Source organism: Cryobacterium sp. TMT2-4, assembly GCF_004402575.1.
Lineage (GTDB): Bacteria > Actinomycetota > Actinomycetes > Actinomycetales > Microbacteriaceae > Cryobacterium > Cryobacterium sandaracinum.
This window is the reverse complement of record NZ_SOGE01000040.1, coordinates 56,434-71,869: the sequence shown is the minus strand read 5'-3', so window position 1 is coordinate 71,869 and position 15,436 is coordinate 56,434. Positions and strand designations below refer to the sequence as shown.

At 68.0% G+C, this 15,436-nt stretch carries 14 protein-coding genes; 11 read left to right on the top strand and 3 right to left on the bottom strand.

All coding sequences use genetic code 11. From position 1 onward, the window contains the following. The 4 genes from E3O54_RS14710 to E3O54_RS14695 form a co-directional block, all read left to right on the top strand. Positions 1–710, top strand: a 710-nt coding sequence (locus E3O54_RS14710) for an acetyl-CoA carboxylase biotin carboxyl carrier protein subunit (protein WP_134401912.1), incomplete at its 5' end; no start/stop codon positions are given. Then, positions 707–1,873: an acyl-CoA dehydrogenase family protein gene (locus E3O54_RS14705; RefSeq protein ID WP_104101134.1), complete on the top strand. Its 1,167-nt coding sequence runs from the start codon at positions 707–709 to the stop codon at positions 1,871–1,873. The genes E3O54_RS14710 and E3O54_RS14705, both read left to right, overlap by 4 nt. Before the next feature lie 11 nt (positions 1,874–1,884). Then, complete coding sequence (locus E3O54_RS14700) at positions 1,885–2,370, top strand: MaoC family dehydratase (RefSeq protein WP_134401911.1); 486 nt, start codon at positions 1,885–1,887, stop codon at positions 2,368–2,370. Then, entirely contained in the window at positions 2,367–3,230 is an 864-nt protein-coding gene (locus tag E3O54_RS14695; protein ID WP_104101138.1) for a CoA ester lyase, read from the top strand. The genes E3O54_RS14700 and E3O54_RS14695 overlap by 4 nt, the downstream gene beginning before the upstream one ends. Positions 3,231–3,507: 277 nt before the next feature. On the opposite strand, the gene E3O54_RS14690 is transcribed toward E3O54_RS14695, so the two are convergent. After that, positions 3,508–4,011, bottom strand: a complete 504-nt coding sequence (locus tag E3O54_RS14690) for a glutathione peroxidase (RefSeq protein ID WP_134342215.1) — start codon at positions 4,009–4,011, stop codon at positions 3,508–3,510. A gap of 332 nt (positions 4,012–4,343) precedes the next feature. Here E3O54_RS14690 and E3O54_RS14685 point away from each other — a divergent pair, with 332 nt between their 5' ends. Together E3O54_RS14685 and E3O54_RS14680 are read left to right on the top strand one after the other, a co-directional pair. After that, on the top strand, positions 4,344–6,032 hold the full coding sequence (locus tag E3O54_RS14685) for a ribonuclease J (RefSeq protein WP_233191417.1): 1,689 nt from the start codon (positions 4,344–4,346) through the stop codon (positions 6,030–6,032). 78 nt (positions 6,033–6,110) lie between these two features. Next, positions 6,111–8,210, top strand: a complete 2,100-nt coding sequence (locus E3O54_RS14680; RefSeq protein ID WP_104101143.1) for a transglycosylase domain-containing protein — start codon at positions 6,111–6,113, stop codon at positions 8,208–8,210. Positions 8,211–8,393: 183 nt separating this feature from the next. Here E3O54_RS14680 and E3O54_RS14675 read toward each other — a convergent pair whose 3' ends face one another. Further along, positions 8,394–10,013: a peptide chain release factor 3 gene (locus E3O54_RS14675; RefSeq protein ID WP_134401910.1), complete on the bottom strand. Its 1,620-nt coding sequence runs from the start codon at positions 10,011–10,013 to the stop codon at positions 8,394–8,396. Positions 10,014–10,255: 242 nt separating this feature from the next. Between E3O54_RS14675 and E3O54_RS14670 the strand changes: the two genes are divergently transcribed. The 3 genes from E3O54_RS14670 (at position 10,256) to E3O54_RS14660 (ending at position 13,599) form a co-directional block, all read left to right on the top strand. Beyond that, positions 10,256–11,365, top strand: coding sequence for an aldo/keto reductase (locus E3O54_RS14670; protein WP_134401909.1), 1,110 nt, complete (start codon positions 10,256–10,258; stop codon positions 11,363–11,365). A 147-nt stretch (positions 11,366–11,512) separates the two neighbouring features. Then, positions 11,513–12,868 (top strand): pitrilysin family protein, encoded by a 1,356-nt coding sequence (locus E3O54_RS14665; protein WP_134401908.1) that lies wholly within the window; start codon positions 11,513–11,515, stop codon positions 12,866–12,868. Between the two features lie 128 nt (positions 12,869–12,996). Next, positions 12,997–13,599 (top strand): histidine phosphatase family protein, encoded by a 603-nt coding sequence (locus E3O54_RS14660; RefSeq protein ID WP_104101149.1) that lies wholly within the window; start codon positions 12,997–12,999, stop codon positions 13,597–13,599. Here E3O54_RS14660 and E3O54_RS14655 read toward each other — a convergent pair. Then, positions 13,596–14,162, bottom strand: a complete 567-nt coding sequence (locus tag E3O54_RS14655) for a GNAT family N-acetyltransferase (protein ID WP_134401907.1) — start codon at positions 14,160–14,162, stop codon at positions 13,596–13,598. The two genes, E3O54_RS14660 and E3O54_RS14655, sit on opposite strands and share 4 nt — an antisense overlap. Positions 14,163–14,206: 44 nt before the next feature. Between E3O54_RS14655 and dapB the strand changes: the two genes are divergently transcribed. Together dapB and E3O54_RS14645 are read left to right on the top strand one after the other, a co-directional pair. Beyond that, positions 14,207–14,989, top strand: a complete 783-nt coding sequence (gene dapB / locus E3O54_RS14650; RefSeq protein ID WP_134401906.1) for a 4-hydroxy-tetrahydrodipicolinate reductase — start codon at positions 14,207–14,209, stop codon at positions 14,987–14,989. Then, positions 14,986–15,423 (top strand): tetratricopeptide repeat protein, encoded by a 438-nt coding sequence (locus E3O54_RS14645; RefSeq protein ID WP_104101156.1) that lies wholly within the window; start codon positions 14,986–14,988, stop codon positions 15,421–15,423. The genes dapB and E3O54_RS14645 overlap by 4 nt, the downstream gene beginning before the upstream one ends. Positions 15,424–15,436 lie beyond the last annotated feature (13 nt).

Genomic DNA, 15,436 nt, shown 5'->3' with positions numbered 1-15,436 from the left:
CCACCGCCGCGGCCCGCACTGCCGCCGCGGGCGCCGACGCCGCGGGCACCGGCACGACGAGCGCCGCCGCCGGCCTGTGGGCACAGCCGAGCGGCTGGCGGCTCGGTCCGGCCCGGCCGGTGCACTACAGCCTGCGGGTCAGCGCCACCGAAACCGTCGACGTTGCCGTGCTGACCGGCCCGGACGGCCTGAGCGTGGCCGTCGACGAACGGATGCCCGTTCCCGGCCGACTCGCGCCCGTCACCGGCCACGCCGACACCTTCGCCTGTGAACTGGGCGGCCGCCTTGAGGTGCTGCAGCTCGTGTCCGACGGCCCGCGCCTCTGGCTCGGCCAGAGCGGTTTCGGCACCGAGCTGGTGCACCGCTCCCGGGCCGAGCAGCTCGTCGACCGCCTCACCGGCCTCGACCGGGCCGGGGGAGAGGCCGGGGCGGCCCGGCCGGAGGTGCGCTCGCCGATGCCCGGGACCGTGGTTGCCGTGCACCTCGCCACGGGCGACCTGATCGTCGCCGGCCAGCGCATCCTCACCGTGGAGGCCATGAAAATGGAGCACCATCTGCTGGCCGAAACGGATGGCCGGCTCACCATCGGCGTGCGCCCGGGTGACCTCGTGCGCCTCGACCAGATCGTCGCCACAGTCGCCGCCACCGCCGTGACCACCGGGACGGAAGCCACACCACCAGCCACGCCAGTCAAGGGAGACCCAACGTGAAACAGGAACTGACCGAGCAGCAGCAGCAGCTCAGCGACACCGTGCGCGACTTCGCCGACATGGTCGTAGCGCCGGCCGCCTACGAGTACGACACCAAGCGCAGCCTGCCCTATGACATCATCGCCCAGATGGGGGAGTTGGGCCTGTTCGGCCTGCCATTCCCGAAGGAGTACGGCGGCCAGGGCCAGGACTACTTCGCGCTCTGCCTCGCGGTCGAGCAGCTTGCCCGGGTCGACCAGTCCATCGCCGTCACCCTCGAGGCCGGCGTGGGGCTCGGCATCATGCCCGTCTACCGGCGCGGAACCGAGGCGCAGAAGCAGGAGTGGGTGCCGCTGCTGACCAGCGGACGTGCGCTCGCCGCGTTCGGGTTGACCGAGGCGGATGCCGGCTCCGACGCCGCCGGCACGAAGACCACGGCCGAGCTTTCCGGCAGTGAATGGGTGATCAACGGCACGAAGCAGTTCATCACCAACTCCGGTTCCGAGATCACCCGGCTGGTCACCGTGACAGCCGTCACCGGCGAGTCCGAGCGCCCCGACGGCTCGGTGAAGAAGGAGCTCACGGCCATCCTCGTGCCCACCCCGACCCCGGGGTTCACGGCGCTGCCGGCTTATGACAAGGTGGGCTGGCACACCTCCGACACGCATCCGCTGCTCTTCGAGAACGTGCGCGTGCCCGAGGCCAACCTGCTCGGCGAACGCGGCCGCGGCTTCGCCAACTTCGTGCAGACCCTCGACGAGGGGCGCATCGCCTTCGCCGCGCTGTGCACGGGTGCGGCGCAGGGCTGCCTTGAGGAGTCCATCCGTTACGCCAACACCCGCAATGTGTTCGGCCGGTCGATCGGATCCAACCAGCACATCGCGTTCAAGATCGCACGGATGCAGGCTCGCGTGTACACGGCCCGCCTCGCCTACTACGACGCGGCCATGAAAATGGTGCATGGACACCCCTTCAAAATGGAAGCCTCGATTGCCAAAATGGTGGGAAGCGAAGCCGCCATGGACAACGCCCGCGACGCGACCCAGATCTTTGGCGGCTACGGGTTCCTGAACGAGAACCCGGTGGCGAGGCACTACCGCGACTCGAAGGTGCTCGAGCTCGGTGAAGGCACTACCGAGGTTCAGCTGATGGTCATCTCGCGGGCGCTTGGGTTCACCGGTTAGGCGGGAGGAAAATGAGCGACGAACGACGCACGATCGAGCAGCGCGGGCTGTATTACGAGGAATTCGACCTCGAGGCCCGCTACCGGCACAGCCCCGGTCGCACGGTGACCGAGGCCGACAACGTGCTCTTCAGCACGCTGACCATGAACTCGCAGGCACTGCACCTCGACGCGGCGTGGGCGGCCACCCAGCCGTTCGGGCAGCGCCTGGTCAACTCGATGTTCACGTTGGCGACGCTGGTGGGCAGTTCGGTCGCGCAGCTGACGCAGGGCACGATCGTGGCGAACCTCGGCTTCGGGGAGGTGACGTTCCCGCATCCGCTCTTCCACGGCGACACCCTCTACTCCGACACGATCGTCACCGCCCGCCGGCTGTCGGCGTCCCGGCCGGGCCAGGGGCTGGTCACGCTTCGGCACACCGGTCATAACCAGGAGGGCGACGTGGTGGCCACGGCCGAGCGCACGGTGCTGGTCTGGTGCCGGGCGGCCGTTCAATGAGCTTCGACCTTGGACCCGCGCTGCTGTTCTGCCCGGCCGACCGCCCCGACCGGTATCGCAAGGCGGCGGAGCGGGCGGATGCCGTGATCCTCGACCTGGAGGATGCGCTCCTGCCCGGCAACCGGGCACGCGCTCGCGGCCTGCTGGTCAGCCATCCGCTCGACCCCGAACGCACTGTCGTGCGCGTCAACCCGGCCGACACGCCCGACTTCCAGCTTGACCTCGCCGCCCTCGACGACACCCTGTACCGCTACGTGATGCTGCCGAAGACCGTGAGTGCCGCCCACCTCGCCGCTCTCGCCCGGTTCGAGGTGATCGCACTCTGCGAGACCGCCGCGGGGGTGCTCGCCGCCCCCTCGATTGCGGCCGAGCCCAATGTGGTGGCGCTGATGTGGGGTGCCGACGACCTGGTGGCCTCGCTCGGCGGCAGCTCGAGCCGGTTCCCCGACGGCAGCTACCGCGCCATCGCCCGCCATGCTCGGTCCGCTGTGCTCCTGGCGGCCGGGGCCAACGACAAGGCGGCCGTGGACGGCGTGTTCTTGGCCATCCCCGACCTCGAGGGTCTGCAGGCCGAGGTGGTGGATGCGGTCGCGAGCGGATTTCGCGCCACCGCCTGCATCCACCCCAGCCAGGTGCCCGTCATCCGGGCCGCCTACCGGCCCACGCCTGCCGAGGTCACGGCGGCGTGGCAAATCCTGGAGGCGGCCGCGGGAGAGGGGGGCGTGTTCGCCTACCAGGGGCGCATGATCGACGCACCCCTGCTGCGCCACGCCGAGGCGGTGCTGCGGCGGGCGGCGACCGTCCCGCCGGAACCGGGATTTCCGACGGGATCGGCTCCGGCCGACTCGGTGGACCACTAGCTGCCTCTGTTCGGCGTCGAATTCGTTCACGGCGCAGCGCGGGGTGGGGAGACCGATGATTGCCTGAACCGCGTAAGCCCTGCGGCATATCCGTGGCGCCTTGTGGCTTAGTCAGGAGATACGTCTGGCCACGCCGGGCATCCACGCCGGTTCCGCACTGGTCCGGGGCGGCAGGTTCACGAGGGCGACGGATGTCCTGAGTTGACCACACGCGCGGGCTCGTCCTGGGCCCATCCACCCCGGGGGAGCCAGGGGCGTCAACCGGCTCGGTGGGCTCTTAGGCGGCGTTGGCCGCGAGGGTCTTCTCGATCGCCTGCACGATCTCGTCGGACTCCGGCTCGACCGTCGACGCGAAGCGGTTGACGATCTCACCCTCGGGACTCACCAAGAACTTCTCGAAGTTCCACTTGATCAGACCGGGCAGCAGGCCCGACTTGAACTTGGTCAGCTGAGCGTAGAGCGGGTGCTGGTGCCTGCCGCGCACGTCGACCTTCACGCTCAGCGGGAAGGTGACGCCGTAGTTCTTCTGGCAGAACGACTCGATGTCCGCCTCGGCCCCTGGCTCCTGTCCCATGAACTGGTTGCAGGGAAGGCCGAGCACGACGAGTCCCTCGTGCTGGTACTTCTGGTAGAGCGCTTCGAGACCGGCGTACTGCGGAGTGAACCCACATTTCGAGGCGACGTTCACGACCAGGACGGCCTTGCCGCCGAACTGGCCGAAGGTCGTTTCCGTGCCGTCGATGAGGGTGAGTGGGGTCGAATAGAGCTCTGAGGCAGACATGCGGCTGACGCTACCGGTGCTGCCTTCGAGAAGGCTGGGCAGGGGAGCGGTGAAGGGGCTGACCCGGCTGCGATAGAATGAGGCGTCATGAGCATCATCCGTGCCCTCTCGACTGCCGTGTCGATGACTTCACGGACCTGACGCCACCGCCTTCGGACTCAGCCTCGACTCCGACCCGATCGGACATTAGCGTCCGCCCCGGGCGCGGCGGCCCGAATCCAGACTTTGCACGATCTGTTCACCAGAACATCCGTTCACCAGGACCCGACCACGGTCCACTACGCGAGACACGCCCGCGACGCGCGCGTTTTCACACTGAGAAATGAGTTTTTTTGACCAAGCACCCGCTCGACCTGTCCACGCCGCCGCAGCTGCCCAGGCGCGGCCTCCGCGTCACCCCGCTCGGCGGTCTCGGCGAGATCGGCCGCAACATGACGGTCTTCGAACACAAGGGCAAGCTCCTGATCGTGGACTGCGGCGTTCTCTTCCCCGAAGAGACCCAGCCCGGCATCAACGTGATCCTGCCCGACTTCTCGTCGCTGCGCGACCGCCTCCAGGACATCGAGGCCATCGTGCTCACCCACGGCCACGAAGACCACATCGGCGGCGTGCCGTACCTGCTGCGCGAGCGCAAGGACATCCCCGTCATCGGATCACAGCTGACCCTGGCCTTCGTCACAGCGAAGCTCGAAGAGCACCGCATCACGCCGCGCCTGATCGAGGTCAAGGAGGGTCAGCGCCGCAAGGCCGGCCCGTTCGACCTCGAGTTCCTCGCCGTGAACCACTCGATCCCCGACGGACTCGCCGTCGCGATCCGCACTGAGGCCGGCCTCGTGCTCGTCACCGGCGACTTCAAGATGGACCAGTTCCCCCTCGACAACCGCCTTACCGACCTCCCCGGCTTCGCCCGGCTCGGAGAAGAGGGCGTCGACCTGTTTCTGACCGACTCGACCAACGCCGAGGTTCCCGGGTTCACGGTGACCGAGGAAGACATCCGCCCGGCCATCGACGCCGTCTTCCGCACCGCTCCTCGCCGGATCATCGTCTCCAGCTTCGCCAGTCACGTGCACCGCATCCAGCAGGTCATCGACGCCGCCGCCCGCCACAACCGCAAGGTGGCCTTCGTCGGCCGCTCAATGGTGCGCAACATGGGCATCGCCGAGAAACTGGGCTTCCTGCAGGTGCCCAAGGGCCTCCTGGTTGACGTCAAGGCCTTCGACCGGATGAAGGACGACAAGGTCGTCCTCATCTGCACCGGTTCGCAGGGTGAGCCCATGGCCGCGCTGGCCCGCATGGCCAACCGCGAGCACACCATCAAGATCGGCGAGGGCGACACCGTTCTGCTGGCCAGTTCGCTGATCCCCGGAAACGAGAACTCGATTTACCGGGTCATCAACGGCCTCACCCGCTGGGGTGCCAACGTCGTGCACAAGGGCAATGCCAAGGTGCACGTCTCCGGCCATGCGTCGGCCGGCGAACTCGTCTATGTCTACAACATCGTCAAACCCAAGAACGTCATCCCGTACCACGGCGAATGGCGCCACCTCAAGTCCAATGCCGATCTGGCCATCCGCACGGGCGTCCCCGAGGACCAGGTCCTCGTCGTCGAAGACGGCGTGGTCGTCGACCTCGTCGACGGTGTCGCGAAAGTCACCGGCCGCGTGGCTGCCGAGCTCGTCTTCGTGCACGGTATGACGGTCGGCGGCGGCGGCTCCGAGGAGGCTCTCGCCGACCGCGTGCAGCTCTCCAACGACGGCGCGGTCACGATCCTCGGCATCCTCGACACCCGAACCGGGCTTCTCACCGAGCCGGTCGAGTTCATCGCCCGCGGCTTCGTGCAGGACAACGAGTGGATCCAGGGCGCGACCAAGTCCATCGATGACGCCCTGCGCGCCGCGAACAAGGTCAAGATCGTCAACGGCGCAGAGCTCGAAGACATCTTCACGCAGAGTCTGACCCGCTGGATGCAGCGCAAGTACCGCCGCATCCCGGTCATCACCTCGGTCGTCGTCGACGCCTGATTGTAGCCGCCGGGCCGCCGGGCCGTTCGGCCCGGTGGCCCTCCCGCTTCCTTCGCAACCAGAAACGACTCGGCGCTCATGACCCCTGAAATGTCCGGTAGGAAGAACGCCCGTCGGTCCCGACGGCGTTCGCGTGTGCTGATCGCGCTCAGTGTCATCGTGGCCCTGCTGGCGACGACGGCGATCGTGGCCGTGGTCAATCTGCCCGACGACCTGTCAATCGGCCGGTTGTCGCAGAAGAGCAACATCTACGCCACCGCGAGTGACGGTTCGCCCTATCTGCTCGCCTCCTTCTATGACCAGAACCGGGTCGAAGTGAGTTCGGATGCGATCAGCCAGTACGTGAAGGATGCGGCGACCTCCGGCGAGGACCCGGGATTCTACGAGCACGGCGGCGTGAACATCTGGGGCAGCCTCACCGGCGCCGTCACCACGCTGTTCACCGGCGACGTCCGCGGCGGATCCTCGATCACCCAGCAGTACGTGAAAAATGTGCTCGTGCAGCAGTGCGAGGCCCTTTCCGACGACGCCGAGCGCATGATTTGCTACGACGCGGCCACGGAGACCAGCCCGTGGCGCAAACTCAAGGAAATGAGCCTCGCCGTCGGTCTGGAGAAGAAGTCCTCCAAGGACGACATCCTGCGGCAGTACCTGAACATCACCGGCTTCGGTGGATCCGTCTACGGCATCGAGGCGGCCGCCAACTACTATTTCAACACGACCGCGGCCGCGCTGACGCTGCCGCAGGCCGCGAGCCTCGTCGCGATCGTGAACAACCCGGTCAAGTTCCAGCTCGATGAACCCGACAGCACGACCAACGGCGCCGCCAACGGGTACGCGGCCAACAAAGAACGCCGTGACTACATCCTCGACGAGATGCAGGAGAACGAGAAGATCAGCACGGCGGACCACGACGCCGCGATCAGCGCTCCGATCGAACCGACCATCACCGAACCGAGCACGGGGTGCCGCACCGCGGGCGGAAGCGCCTACTTCTGCGACCTGGTGCTCCAGACCCTCCGGAACGATCCGGCCTTCGGGGCGGATGCCGATGCCCGCCTGGCCAACTTCCGGCTCGGCGGCTACAACGTGTACACGACCCTCGACCCCGTCCTGCAGAGCGCGGCAGAGAGCACCATGGCCGAGAACGTGCCCAAGACCTTCGAGGACTGGGATGTCGGCGGCGTGATCACGAGCGTGGGCGTCGGTACAGGGCGGGTGCTGGCCATGACCCAGAACAAGGACTATAGCCAGGACCCGGCCGACACCGGAGCGAACTTCACCGGCATCAACTACAACACCGATCTCGACCAGGGCGGCTCCAACGGATTCCAGACCGGGTCGACCTACAAGGTTTTCACCCTCGCCGAATGGCTCACTCAGGGTAATTCGCTCGCCGACTCGGTCAGCGCCTGGGAACGCGACGAGTGGGGAACCTTCGAGGACAGTTGCAACGGTCCCCAGGACTACGGCGAGAGCTTTGCGCCCGGCAACGACTCCTCCTCGGATGACGATTCCTCCTATTCCGCCCTGGAATCGACCATCGACTCGATCAATACCGGCTTCATCGGAATGGCCAAGGAACTCGACCTCTGCGGCATCCGCAAGACGGCCGAAGCCTTCGGCGTGCACCGCGCCGATGGTGGCGCGCTGGAACAGGGCGCGTCCGCGGTGCTGGGCACCAACGAGATCGCGCCGCTGACGATGGCCGCCGCCTACGCGGGGATCGCCAACAATGGCGTCACCTGCACGCCGATCGTGATCGACCGGATCACCGGCCCCGACGGAGCCGAACTTCCCGCCCCGCAGTCGAATTGCACGCAGTCCGTCACCCCCGAGGTTGCCGCGGCCATGAGCTACGCGATGGAGCGCGTGATGACCAGAGGCTCGGGTAGCCCGTCGTACTACGACACCGACCCGCAGGTGCCGATGATCGGCAAGACCGGCACCACCGATGAGAACAGGGACACCTGGATGGCCGGTGCGAGCACGAAAGTCGCCACCATCGTGGGCGTCATGAACGTGTCCGGGGTCGGCGAAGACCAGCGGGAGACATATTTCGAGAGCGGGCAGGCGGCCACGGCCCGGCACCGGATGTGGCCCGAGATGATGGGCGTCGCCAACGAAAAGTACGGCGGAGACGAGTTCACGGAGCCGCCGCGCGACCTGACCCGCTGACCCCATGCCCGACGGCATCCGCCTGACCGCTGCCCTCGTGCTGGCCGCTGCCCTCGCGGCGTCAAACCAATGCGACGGAGATTCTGGCCTGAATCCGGTTTTCCGGCCGGTTTGGGCCGGTTTTCGGCAGAATCTCCGTCGAATTCGTTCGGGCTGCTGGCCTGCGAATCAGGACCGACTCGCCTAGTACGCGGCGGGAACCTCGTTGCTGCCCGTGGCGAGGTCTTCCAGCATCAGCTCGGGGTGGTCGCGCACGGTGTTGCGCAGCCGCCACGGAGTGCTGAACAGGGCGAGCAGCGTGCCGTCGGAGCGCATCAGCACCTCGACCTGGCGGTCGTGGCCGAGGATCTCGGCGCTCGCGCGGTCGGTGCGCCGGGCCAGCTGGTAGGGCAGAGCCTCGGTGCGAATGGCGGCGCCGAAGTCGTGGGTCATCCGTTCCTCCACAACCTCGAACTGCATCGGCCCGACCGCGCCGAGCACCGGCGCCTGGTCGCCGCGCAGCTCCGACCGCAGCACCTGAATGACACCCTCGTGGTCAAGCTGGTCTATGCCGCGACGGAACTGCTTGTGCTTGCTGGAGTCCGCCGACCGCACCACCCGGAAGTGCTCGGGCGCGAACATCGGCAGCGGCGGGTATTCCACCGGTTCGATCTCGAAGATCGAGTCGCCCACCCGTAGGGCGGAGGCATTGACCAGGCCGACGATGTCGCCGGGCCAGGCCTCGTCGGCCACCTCCCGCTCGCGCCCGAACAGGTGCTGCGCGTACTTGGTGGCGAACGGCCGCCCGCTGGCCGCGTGGGTCACGATCATCCCGCGCCGGAACTGACCCGAACAGACCCGCACGAACGCGACGTGGTCGCGGTGCGAGGCGTTCATACCGGACTGCACCTTGAACACGAAACCGGAGAAGGCGCTGTCCACGGGGCGGTGGCCACCGGATGCGTCCTCCCGGGCTTCCGCGGCCGGCGCGAAGTCCACGAGGGTGTCCAGAATGTGCTGCACGCCGAAGTTGAGCACGGCCGCGGCGAACAGCACCGGGGTGGTCTCGTTCGCGAGGAAGCGGGCCTCATTGTGGTCCTGGCTCTCCTCGGCGAGCAGCTCGGACTCCTCGGTGGCGGTGACCCAGGCTGCGCCCTCCTCGGCGGCCGCGACGGCCACACTCAAGCGCTCGGGTTCGGCGGCTTTCGTTCCGCCGGCGGTGCGGTGAAAGCGGATGAATTCGTGCGAGGACCGGTCGATCACGCCGCGGAAGTCACCGGCGATCCCGACGGGCCAGGTCAGGGGAGTGGGTAGGAGTCCCGTGCGCTCCCGGATCTCGTCCATCAGGTCCAGCGCCTCGGCACCGGGACGGTCCCACTTGTTGATGACCGTGATCACCGGTAGGCCGCGCTGCTTGCACACCTCGAAGAGCTTCATGGTCTGCACCTCGAGACCCTTGCTGGCGTCGACGAGCATGACTGCGGCGTCGACGGCGGAGAGCACGCGGAAGGTGTCCTCGGAGAAGTCGGCGTGCCCGGGGGTGTCCACCAGATTGATCACGGTGTCGCGGTACTCGAACTGGATCGCCGCGCTGGTCACGGAGATGCCGCGGGCCTGCTCCATCGCCATCCAGTCGGAGACGGTGCCGCGCCGGCCGGCCTTGCCGTGCGTGGCGCCGGCCGTGGTGATGGCCCGCGCGTGCAGCAGCAGGGCCTCGGTGAGCGTCGACTTCCCCGCGTCGGGGTGCGAAATCACGGCGAACGTGCGTCGCCTGCGCGCTTCTTTCAGTACCTCGGGCGTGGACACGCCGGCGAGCTGCGTCATGGATCCTTCTTTCGCGGATGATTCGGGCAGGCGGGGGGCGTTGCCTGGGCGGCCGCTACTCAGGAATCGGTTCCCCCAATTCTAACTTCACACTCTGGGAACTGGTTCTCCGCTTCCGGCGGCGGGGTTCAGGCCCAATGCGCGCACGGTTTGGTAACGGTCCAGGCGTGTCCTTCGCAACGTTCGGCCCCGGGGATAACCTCGGCTCAACCGAAGGGAGACGACGGATGCCGCGTCCGGGCATGCATGGTTCCCGCCGTACGACCACCAGCCTGCCCGCTCATCCGACCGGACAGGGCCCGGATCCGATCTCGACGTCCAGCCCGACCGCCCCGCAGGCGGTTTTTCTGCCCCCGCCCCCGCCCCCGCCCCCGCTCGCGATCCCGGATCTGTACGTCCCGCAGGCCGCCCCCGCGACCGGGGCGTCCCCCCTGGCGCTCCGCCGCACGATTGCCGACACCGACCTCACCGTGCACCCGCTGGCACTCGGCACGAGCGTGTTCGGGTGGACGGCAGACGGCGCCACGAGCCACCGCATCCTCGACCGCCACCGCGACCTGGCCGGCAACTTCCTCGACACGGCCGACAGCTACACCTCCGGCCGCAGCGAGGTGATCATCGGGTCCTGGCTGCGCTCGCGCCGAACTCGCGACAGCACCGTCATCGCCACCAAGATCGGCAAGAACCTCGACAACCCCGGGCTCTCCTCCCGCAGCATCATCGGCGCCGTGCACGCCTCCCTCGACCGGCTGGGGACGGATTACATCGACCTGCTGCACTTCCACTTCGACGACCCGACCGTGCCGCTGGAAGAGAGCCTCGGCGCCGTCGATGTGCTCATGCGCCGCGGCCAGGTGCGCTACCTCGCCGCCTCCAACTTCTCCGCCGAACGCCTGATGGAGGCCCGGGTTCTCGCGGCGAACGGCCTGCCCCGCTTCGTTGCCCTGCAAACGCAGTACAGCCTCCTGCACCGCACCGCATTCGAATCCTCTCTCGCCCTCGTCACCCGCGCCCAGGGAATGGCGGTGCTCCCCTATTTCGCGCTCGCCCACGGATTTCTGGCCGGCCGGTACCGGTCGAAGACCGATCTGGAGAAGACCACTCGCAGCTCCCGCGGCGCCCGATACCGCAACCGCAGTGGATTCCGCGTGCTCGCGGTGCTGGACCGCATCGCCGAGGAGCACGAGGCGCCGCCGGCGGCGATCGCGATCGCGTGGCTGCTCGCACGGGGGCCGTGTGTGGCGCCGGTGGCCAGTGCCAGCCAGCCCGAACAGGTCGACGCCCTCGTGACGGCGGCCGGCATCCGTCTGACCCGCAGCGACATGGTGGACCTCGACCGGATCTCGGCCTGACGCACCGGTGCCGGCCGAACACCGGATCTCGGCCTGACGCACCGGTGCCGGCCGAACACCGGATCTCGGCCTGACGCACCGGTGCCGGCCGAACACCGGTGCCGGCACCCGGGCCGCGTCGGCGCCGTGACGTAAGGTGGTCTAGTCATGAACGGTGCCGTCGAATTCTCTCTGGATCTGCCCGAACTCTCGTTCCGCGCGGCAGGTGATTCCCTGGTGCGCCGCAGCGTGCTGCCGAGCGGTGTGCGCATCGTGTCGGAACACGTTCCCGGCAGCCGCAGCCTGACCATCGGCTACTGGGTCGCGGTCGGCTCCCGCGACGAGGAGCCCGGCCACTTCGGGTCTACCCACTTTCTGGAACACCTTCTGTTCAAGGGCACCGCCAAGCGCACCGCCCTCGACATCGCGATCGCCTTCGACTCGGTCGGCGGTGAGCACAACGCGATGACGGCCAAGGAATACACCTGCTATTACGCCAAGGTGCAAGACAAAGACCTGCCGATGGCGGTCGAGGTGCTCACCGACATGCTCACGTCGTCGCTGCTCGACCCGGTTGAGTTTGAGAACGAGCGGGGCGTCATCCTCGAAGAGTTGGCCATGGCCGACGACGACCCGGCCGACGTCGCCAATGAGCGCTTTTTCGAGGCGGTCATGGGAGATCACGCGCTCGGGCGCCCGATCGGCGGCAGTCCCGACACGATCCGTGCGGCCACCCATGCCGCCGTTCTAGAGCACTACCGGGCGAACTACCGCCCACAAGACTTGGTCGTCACCGTGGCCGGCGCGGTCGACCACGACGTGCTGGTCGCAGCAGTCACCCGGTCCCTCGCCCTCGCCGGCTGGGACCTCAGTGTTTTCGCGCCCCCGGTCGGCCGCCGGTCCGGAGCCCCCGCCGCCCTCAGTCAGGGTGATCCGGTCACCATCGTGCGCCGCCCGCTCGAACAGGCGAACATCCTGATGGGCTTCCCCGGCCTCCTGGCCACCGACGAGCGGCGCGTCACCATGAGCGTGCTCACCTCGATCTTCGGCGGGGGCATGTCCTCGCGCCTGTTCCAGGAGATCCGCGAGAAGCGCGGTCTGGCCTACTCGGTCTACTCCTTCGCGCCCGGCTACTCGGATGCGGGACTGTTCGGCATGTACGCGGGCTGCACCCCGGCGAAGTCCGGCCAGGTGGCCGAGCTGATGCTGGGCGAGCTGCACCGACTCGCCGACAACGGCGTCACGGCCGACGAGATGAAGCGGGCCGCGGGTCAGTTGTCCGGCGCATCCGCTCTCGCCCTTGAAGACTCCGATACCCGGATGTCCCGGCTGGGCCGCGCCGAAATCACCCTCGGCGAGTTCATCGACCTCGACGAGGCCCTCCGCCGGCTCGCGCGCGTCACGGCCGACGACGTTCAGAACCTCGCCGCCGAACTGGCCGCCGGCTCGCTCTCCATCTCCGCGGTCGGCGCGCTCGACGACGACGTCTTCGCCGCGATCCTGCCGACCTTTGTGCCCTCCTGAGCAGAACGGTCGAGCCCAGAAACTCGGTACCCAAAAACTCAGTGCCCAGATACTGAATGCCCAGAACCACCGAGACCCAAAGCCGGGGCCACACGCTGATGTGCGGCTCCTGACTGAGAGAGATCCCCTTGCACCATTACATTTACCTCGTTCGTCACGGTGAACAGCAGGATGCCGAGCACGGCATGCCCGACGGGCCTCTGTCCGCGCGCGGCACCCGGCAGGCTCAGCTGATCGCCGAGCGTCTCGGCGGCGTGCCGTTCACGGACGCCTGGCACTCCCCGCTGCAGCGCGCCGCCGACACGGCGAAAATCATCGCGCAGCGACTGCCGGCTCTGACCTCGGTGCCCAGCCCGCTGCTCTTCGACTGCATCCCCTCCGGCAGGGCGCCGGAGACGCCGTCGGCCTATGCGCCGTTCTTCGGCAGGGTCACTGAGGCCGACATCGAGGCCGGCAGCGCGCAGATGGGCGACGCCGTGGCCGAGTTCCTCCAGCCGCGCCGCGGCGAACGCCACGACCTGCTGATCACCCACAACTTCGTCATCGCTTGGTTCGTGCGGGAGGTACTGGGCGCCCCGGACTGGCGGTGGATCAGCATCAACCAGGCGAACTGCGGCCTCACCGTGCTGCACCAAAAACCGGGCCGCCCCTGGACGCTGCTGACCCACAACGACACCGGACACCTCCCCGTGGAGCTGCGCACCGGTCTGCCGGACCCGCTCCTGTTCTAGGTGGATAGGCGGGTTCCGGGCGGCCGGCTCTCGGCTGGCCCGGCTCCGTCCGTCTTCCGGGTGAGGCTCTTGCGATACCAGGTCGTGGCATTCGGGTTGTCGTTATACGGCGCGCAGGACTCGTAGCCCGACCGCGCGTAGAGTGCTCCGGCCGCGGTCAGGCTCGCGTTGGTGTCGAGCACGACGTCGTCGGCGCCGAACTCCCGGGCGCGCCGTTCGAGCTCGGTCAGCAGCGACTGCCCCCAGCCGCGCCCGCGCACCTGCGGCTGCAGCCAGAGATGCTTGATCTCGAACCGCACATTTCCGGCCGGGGAGTCCTCGAGACGACGGATGCCGCCACACCCCACAAACGCTCGTTCGGCCGGTCCCATTTGCTCGCTGACCAACAGGAACACCCCGGACGGCGGCAGGAACTGGACCGGATCGGGGAACGTGGTGCGGTACCGGCCCTGCGCGGCCGGGAAGCCCGACTCCCGATCGCTGAAGTACTGGGTGAGCAGCACGATGGAGCCGGCATCCGTCACCGACACAGCGGTGAAGGCAAGGGCGGGGGAGTCAGGCATGGCCCAAGGCTAACTCGATGCCCCGCGATTGATAGATTGGACCCATGAAAACACGGGTGGCCATCGTCGGCGTATCGGGAACGATGGGCCGCTTGGTCTCGGGTCTCGTCGAGCAGTCCGAGGAGTACGTCCTCGTCGCCGGCCTGAACTCGAAGAGCGACCTCTCCGAGATGATCGGCGCGGAGATCGTGATCGACCTGACCCTGCCCGGGGTCAGTCAAAGCGTGGTCGACTTCGCAGTGGACCACGGCCTGCGCGTGCTCGTGGGCACCTCCGGCTGGTCGCAGTACCGCATCGACGCCCTCTCCGCCCGCCTCGCCGGGCAGAATGAGATCGGCGTCGTCATCATCCCCAACTTCTCGATGGCGTCGGTCATCGCGACCGGCCTGTCGGTGCTCGTCGCCCGTTTCTTCGACTCGATCGAGATCGTCGAGGCCCACCGGGCCGGCAAGGTGGACTCTCCGTCGGGCACGGCCGTGCGCACCGCCGAACTGATCGGGCGGGCCAGGGCCGAAATCGGGCCGGTGTCGGCGCCGCACACCGACCAGCGCGCTCGTGGCCAGCAGGTGTCGAGCATTCCCGTGCACAGCCTGCGCCTCGACGGCATGCTCGCCCGCCAGGACGTGTTCTTCGGCGGTGCGGGGGAGACCCTCACGATCAGCCACAACACCCTGTCGGCCGCATCCTACGAACGTGGCATCCTGCTGGCCCTGGCGGCCACCCGCACGGCCGTCGGCGTCACCGTCGGGCTTGACCAGATCATCGATCTCGGACTGGGTGCGCCGACGACGGCCACAACCTCCCACCCGGGTGAGGCCGCCGTATGAAGGGCCGGCTTGCCGCCGGCCTGATGGCCCTGCTGCTGGTCTTCTACCTGGTCCTCGTCGGCTGGCGAGCGGTGTTATTCCTGCAGAGCGGCGAAATCATCGGCATCGTGATCGGGGTGGCGCTTCTCGTGCTCCCGTTGGTCGGAGTCTGGGCGCTGGTCGCCGAACTCCGGTTCGGGCGCAACTCCGAGCGGCTCGTGCGCCGGCTGGAGGCCGAGGGCGGGCTCCCCGTCGAAGAACTGCCGATCCGGCCGAGCGGACGCCCCATGCGGGACGAGGCCGACGCCGAATTCCCGATCTACCGGGCGGCCGTCGATGCCGCCCCCGACGACTGGCGCGCCTGGTTCAGGCTCGGCCTGGCCTACAACTCATCGGGGGACCGCCGTCGCGCCCGCGGCGCCATCCGTACCGCGATCTCCCTCGAGCGCGCCTAGCCTCCACCGGTGC

Excerpts from the sequence above, each read along its gene's own strand:
- E3O54_RS14680 (WP_104101143.1), top strand. The coding sequence starts at position 6,111 with ATGACCCCTGAAATGTCCGGTAGGAAGAACGCCCGTCGGTCCCGACGG.
- E3O54_RS14695 (WP_104101138.1), top strand. The coding sequence starts at position 2,367 with ATGAGCTTCGACCTTGGACCCGCGCTGCTGTTCTGCCCGGCCGACCGC.
- E3O54_RS14690 (WP_134342215.1), bottom strand. The coding sequence starts at position 4,011 with ATGTCTGCCTCAGAGCTCTATTCGACCCCACTCACCCTCATCGACGGC.
- E3O54_RS14670 (WP_134401909.1), top strand. The coding sequence starts at position 10,256 with ATGCATGGTTCCCGCCGTACGACCACCAGCCTGCCCGCTCATCCGACC.
- E3O54_RS14700 (WP_134401911.1), top strand. The coding sequence starts at position 1,885 with ATGAGCGACGAACGACGCACGATCGAGCAGCGCGGGCTGTATTACGAG.
- E3O54_RS14675 (WP_134401910.1), bottom strand. The coding sequence starts at position 10,013 with ATGACGCAGCTCGCCGGCGTGTCCACGCCCGAGGTACTGAAAGAAGCG.
- E3O54_RS14665 (WP_134401908.1), top strand. The coding sequence starts at position 11,513 with ATGAACGGTGCCGTCGAATTCTCTCTGGATCTGCCCGAACTCTCGTTC.
- E3O54_RS14655 (WP_134401907.1), bottom strand. The coding sequence starts at position 14,162 with ATGCCTGACTCCCCCGCCCTTGCCTTCACCGCTGTGTCGGTGACGGAT.
- E3O54_RS14645 (WP_104101156.1), top strand. The coding sequence starts at position 14,986 with ATGAAGGGCCGGCTTGCCGCCGGCCTGATGGCCCTGCTGCTGGTCTTC.
- dapB (WP_134401906.1), top strand. The coding sequence starts at position 14,207 with ATGAAAACACGGGTGGCCATCGTCGGCGTATCGGGAACGATGGGCCGC.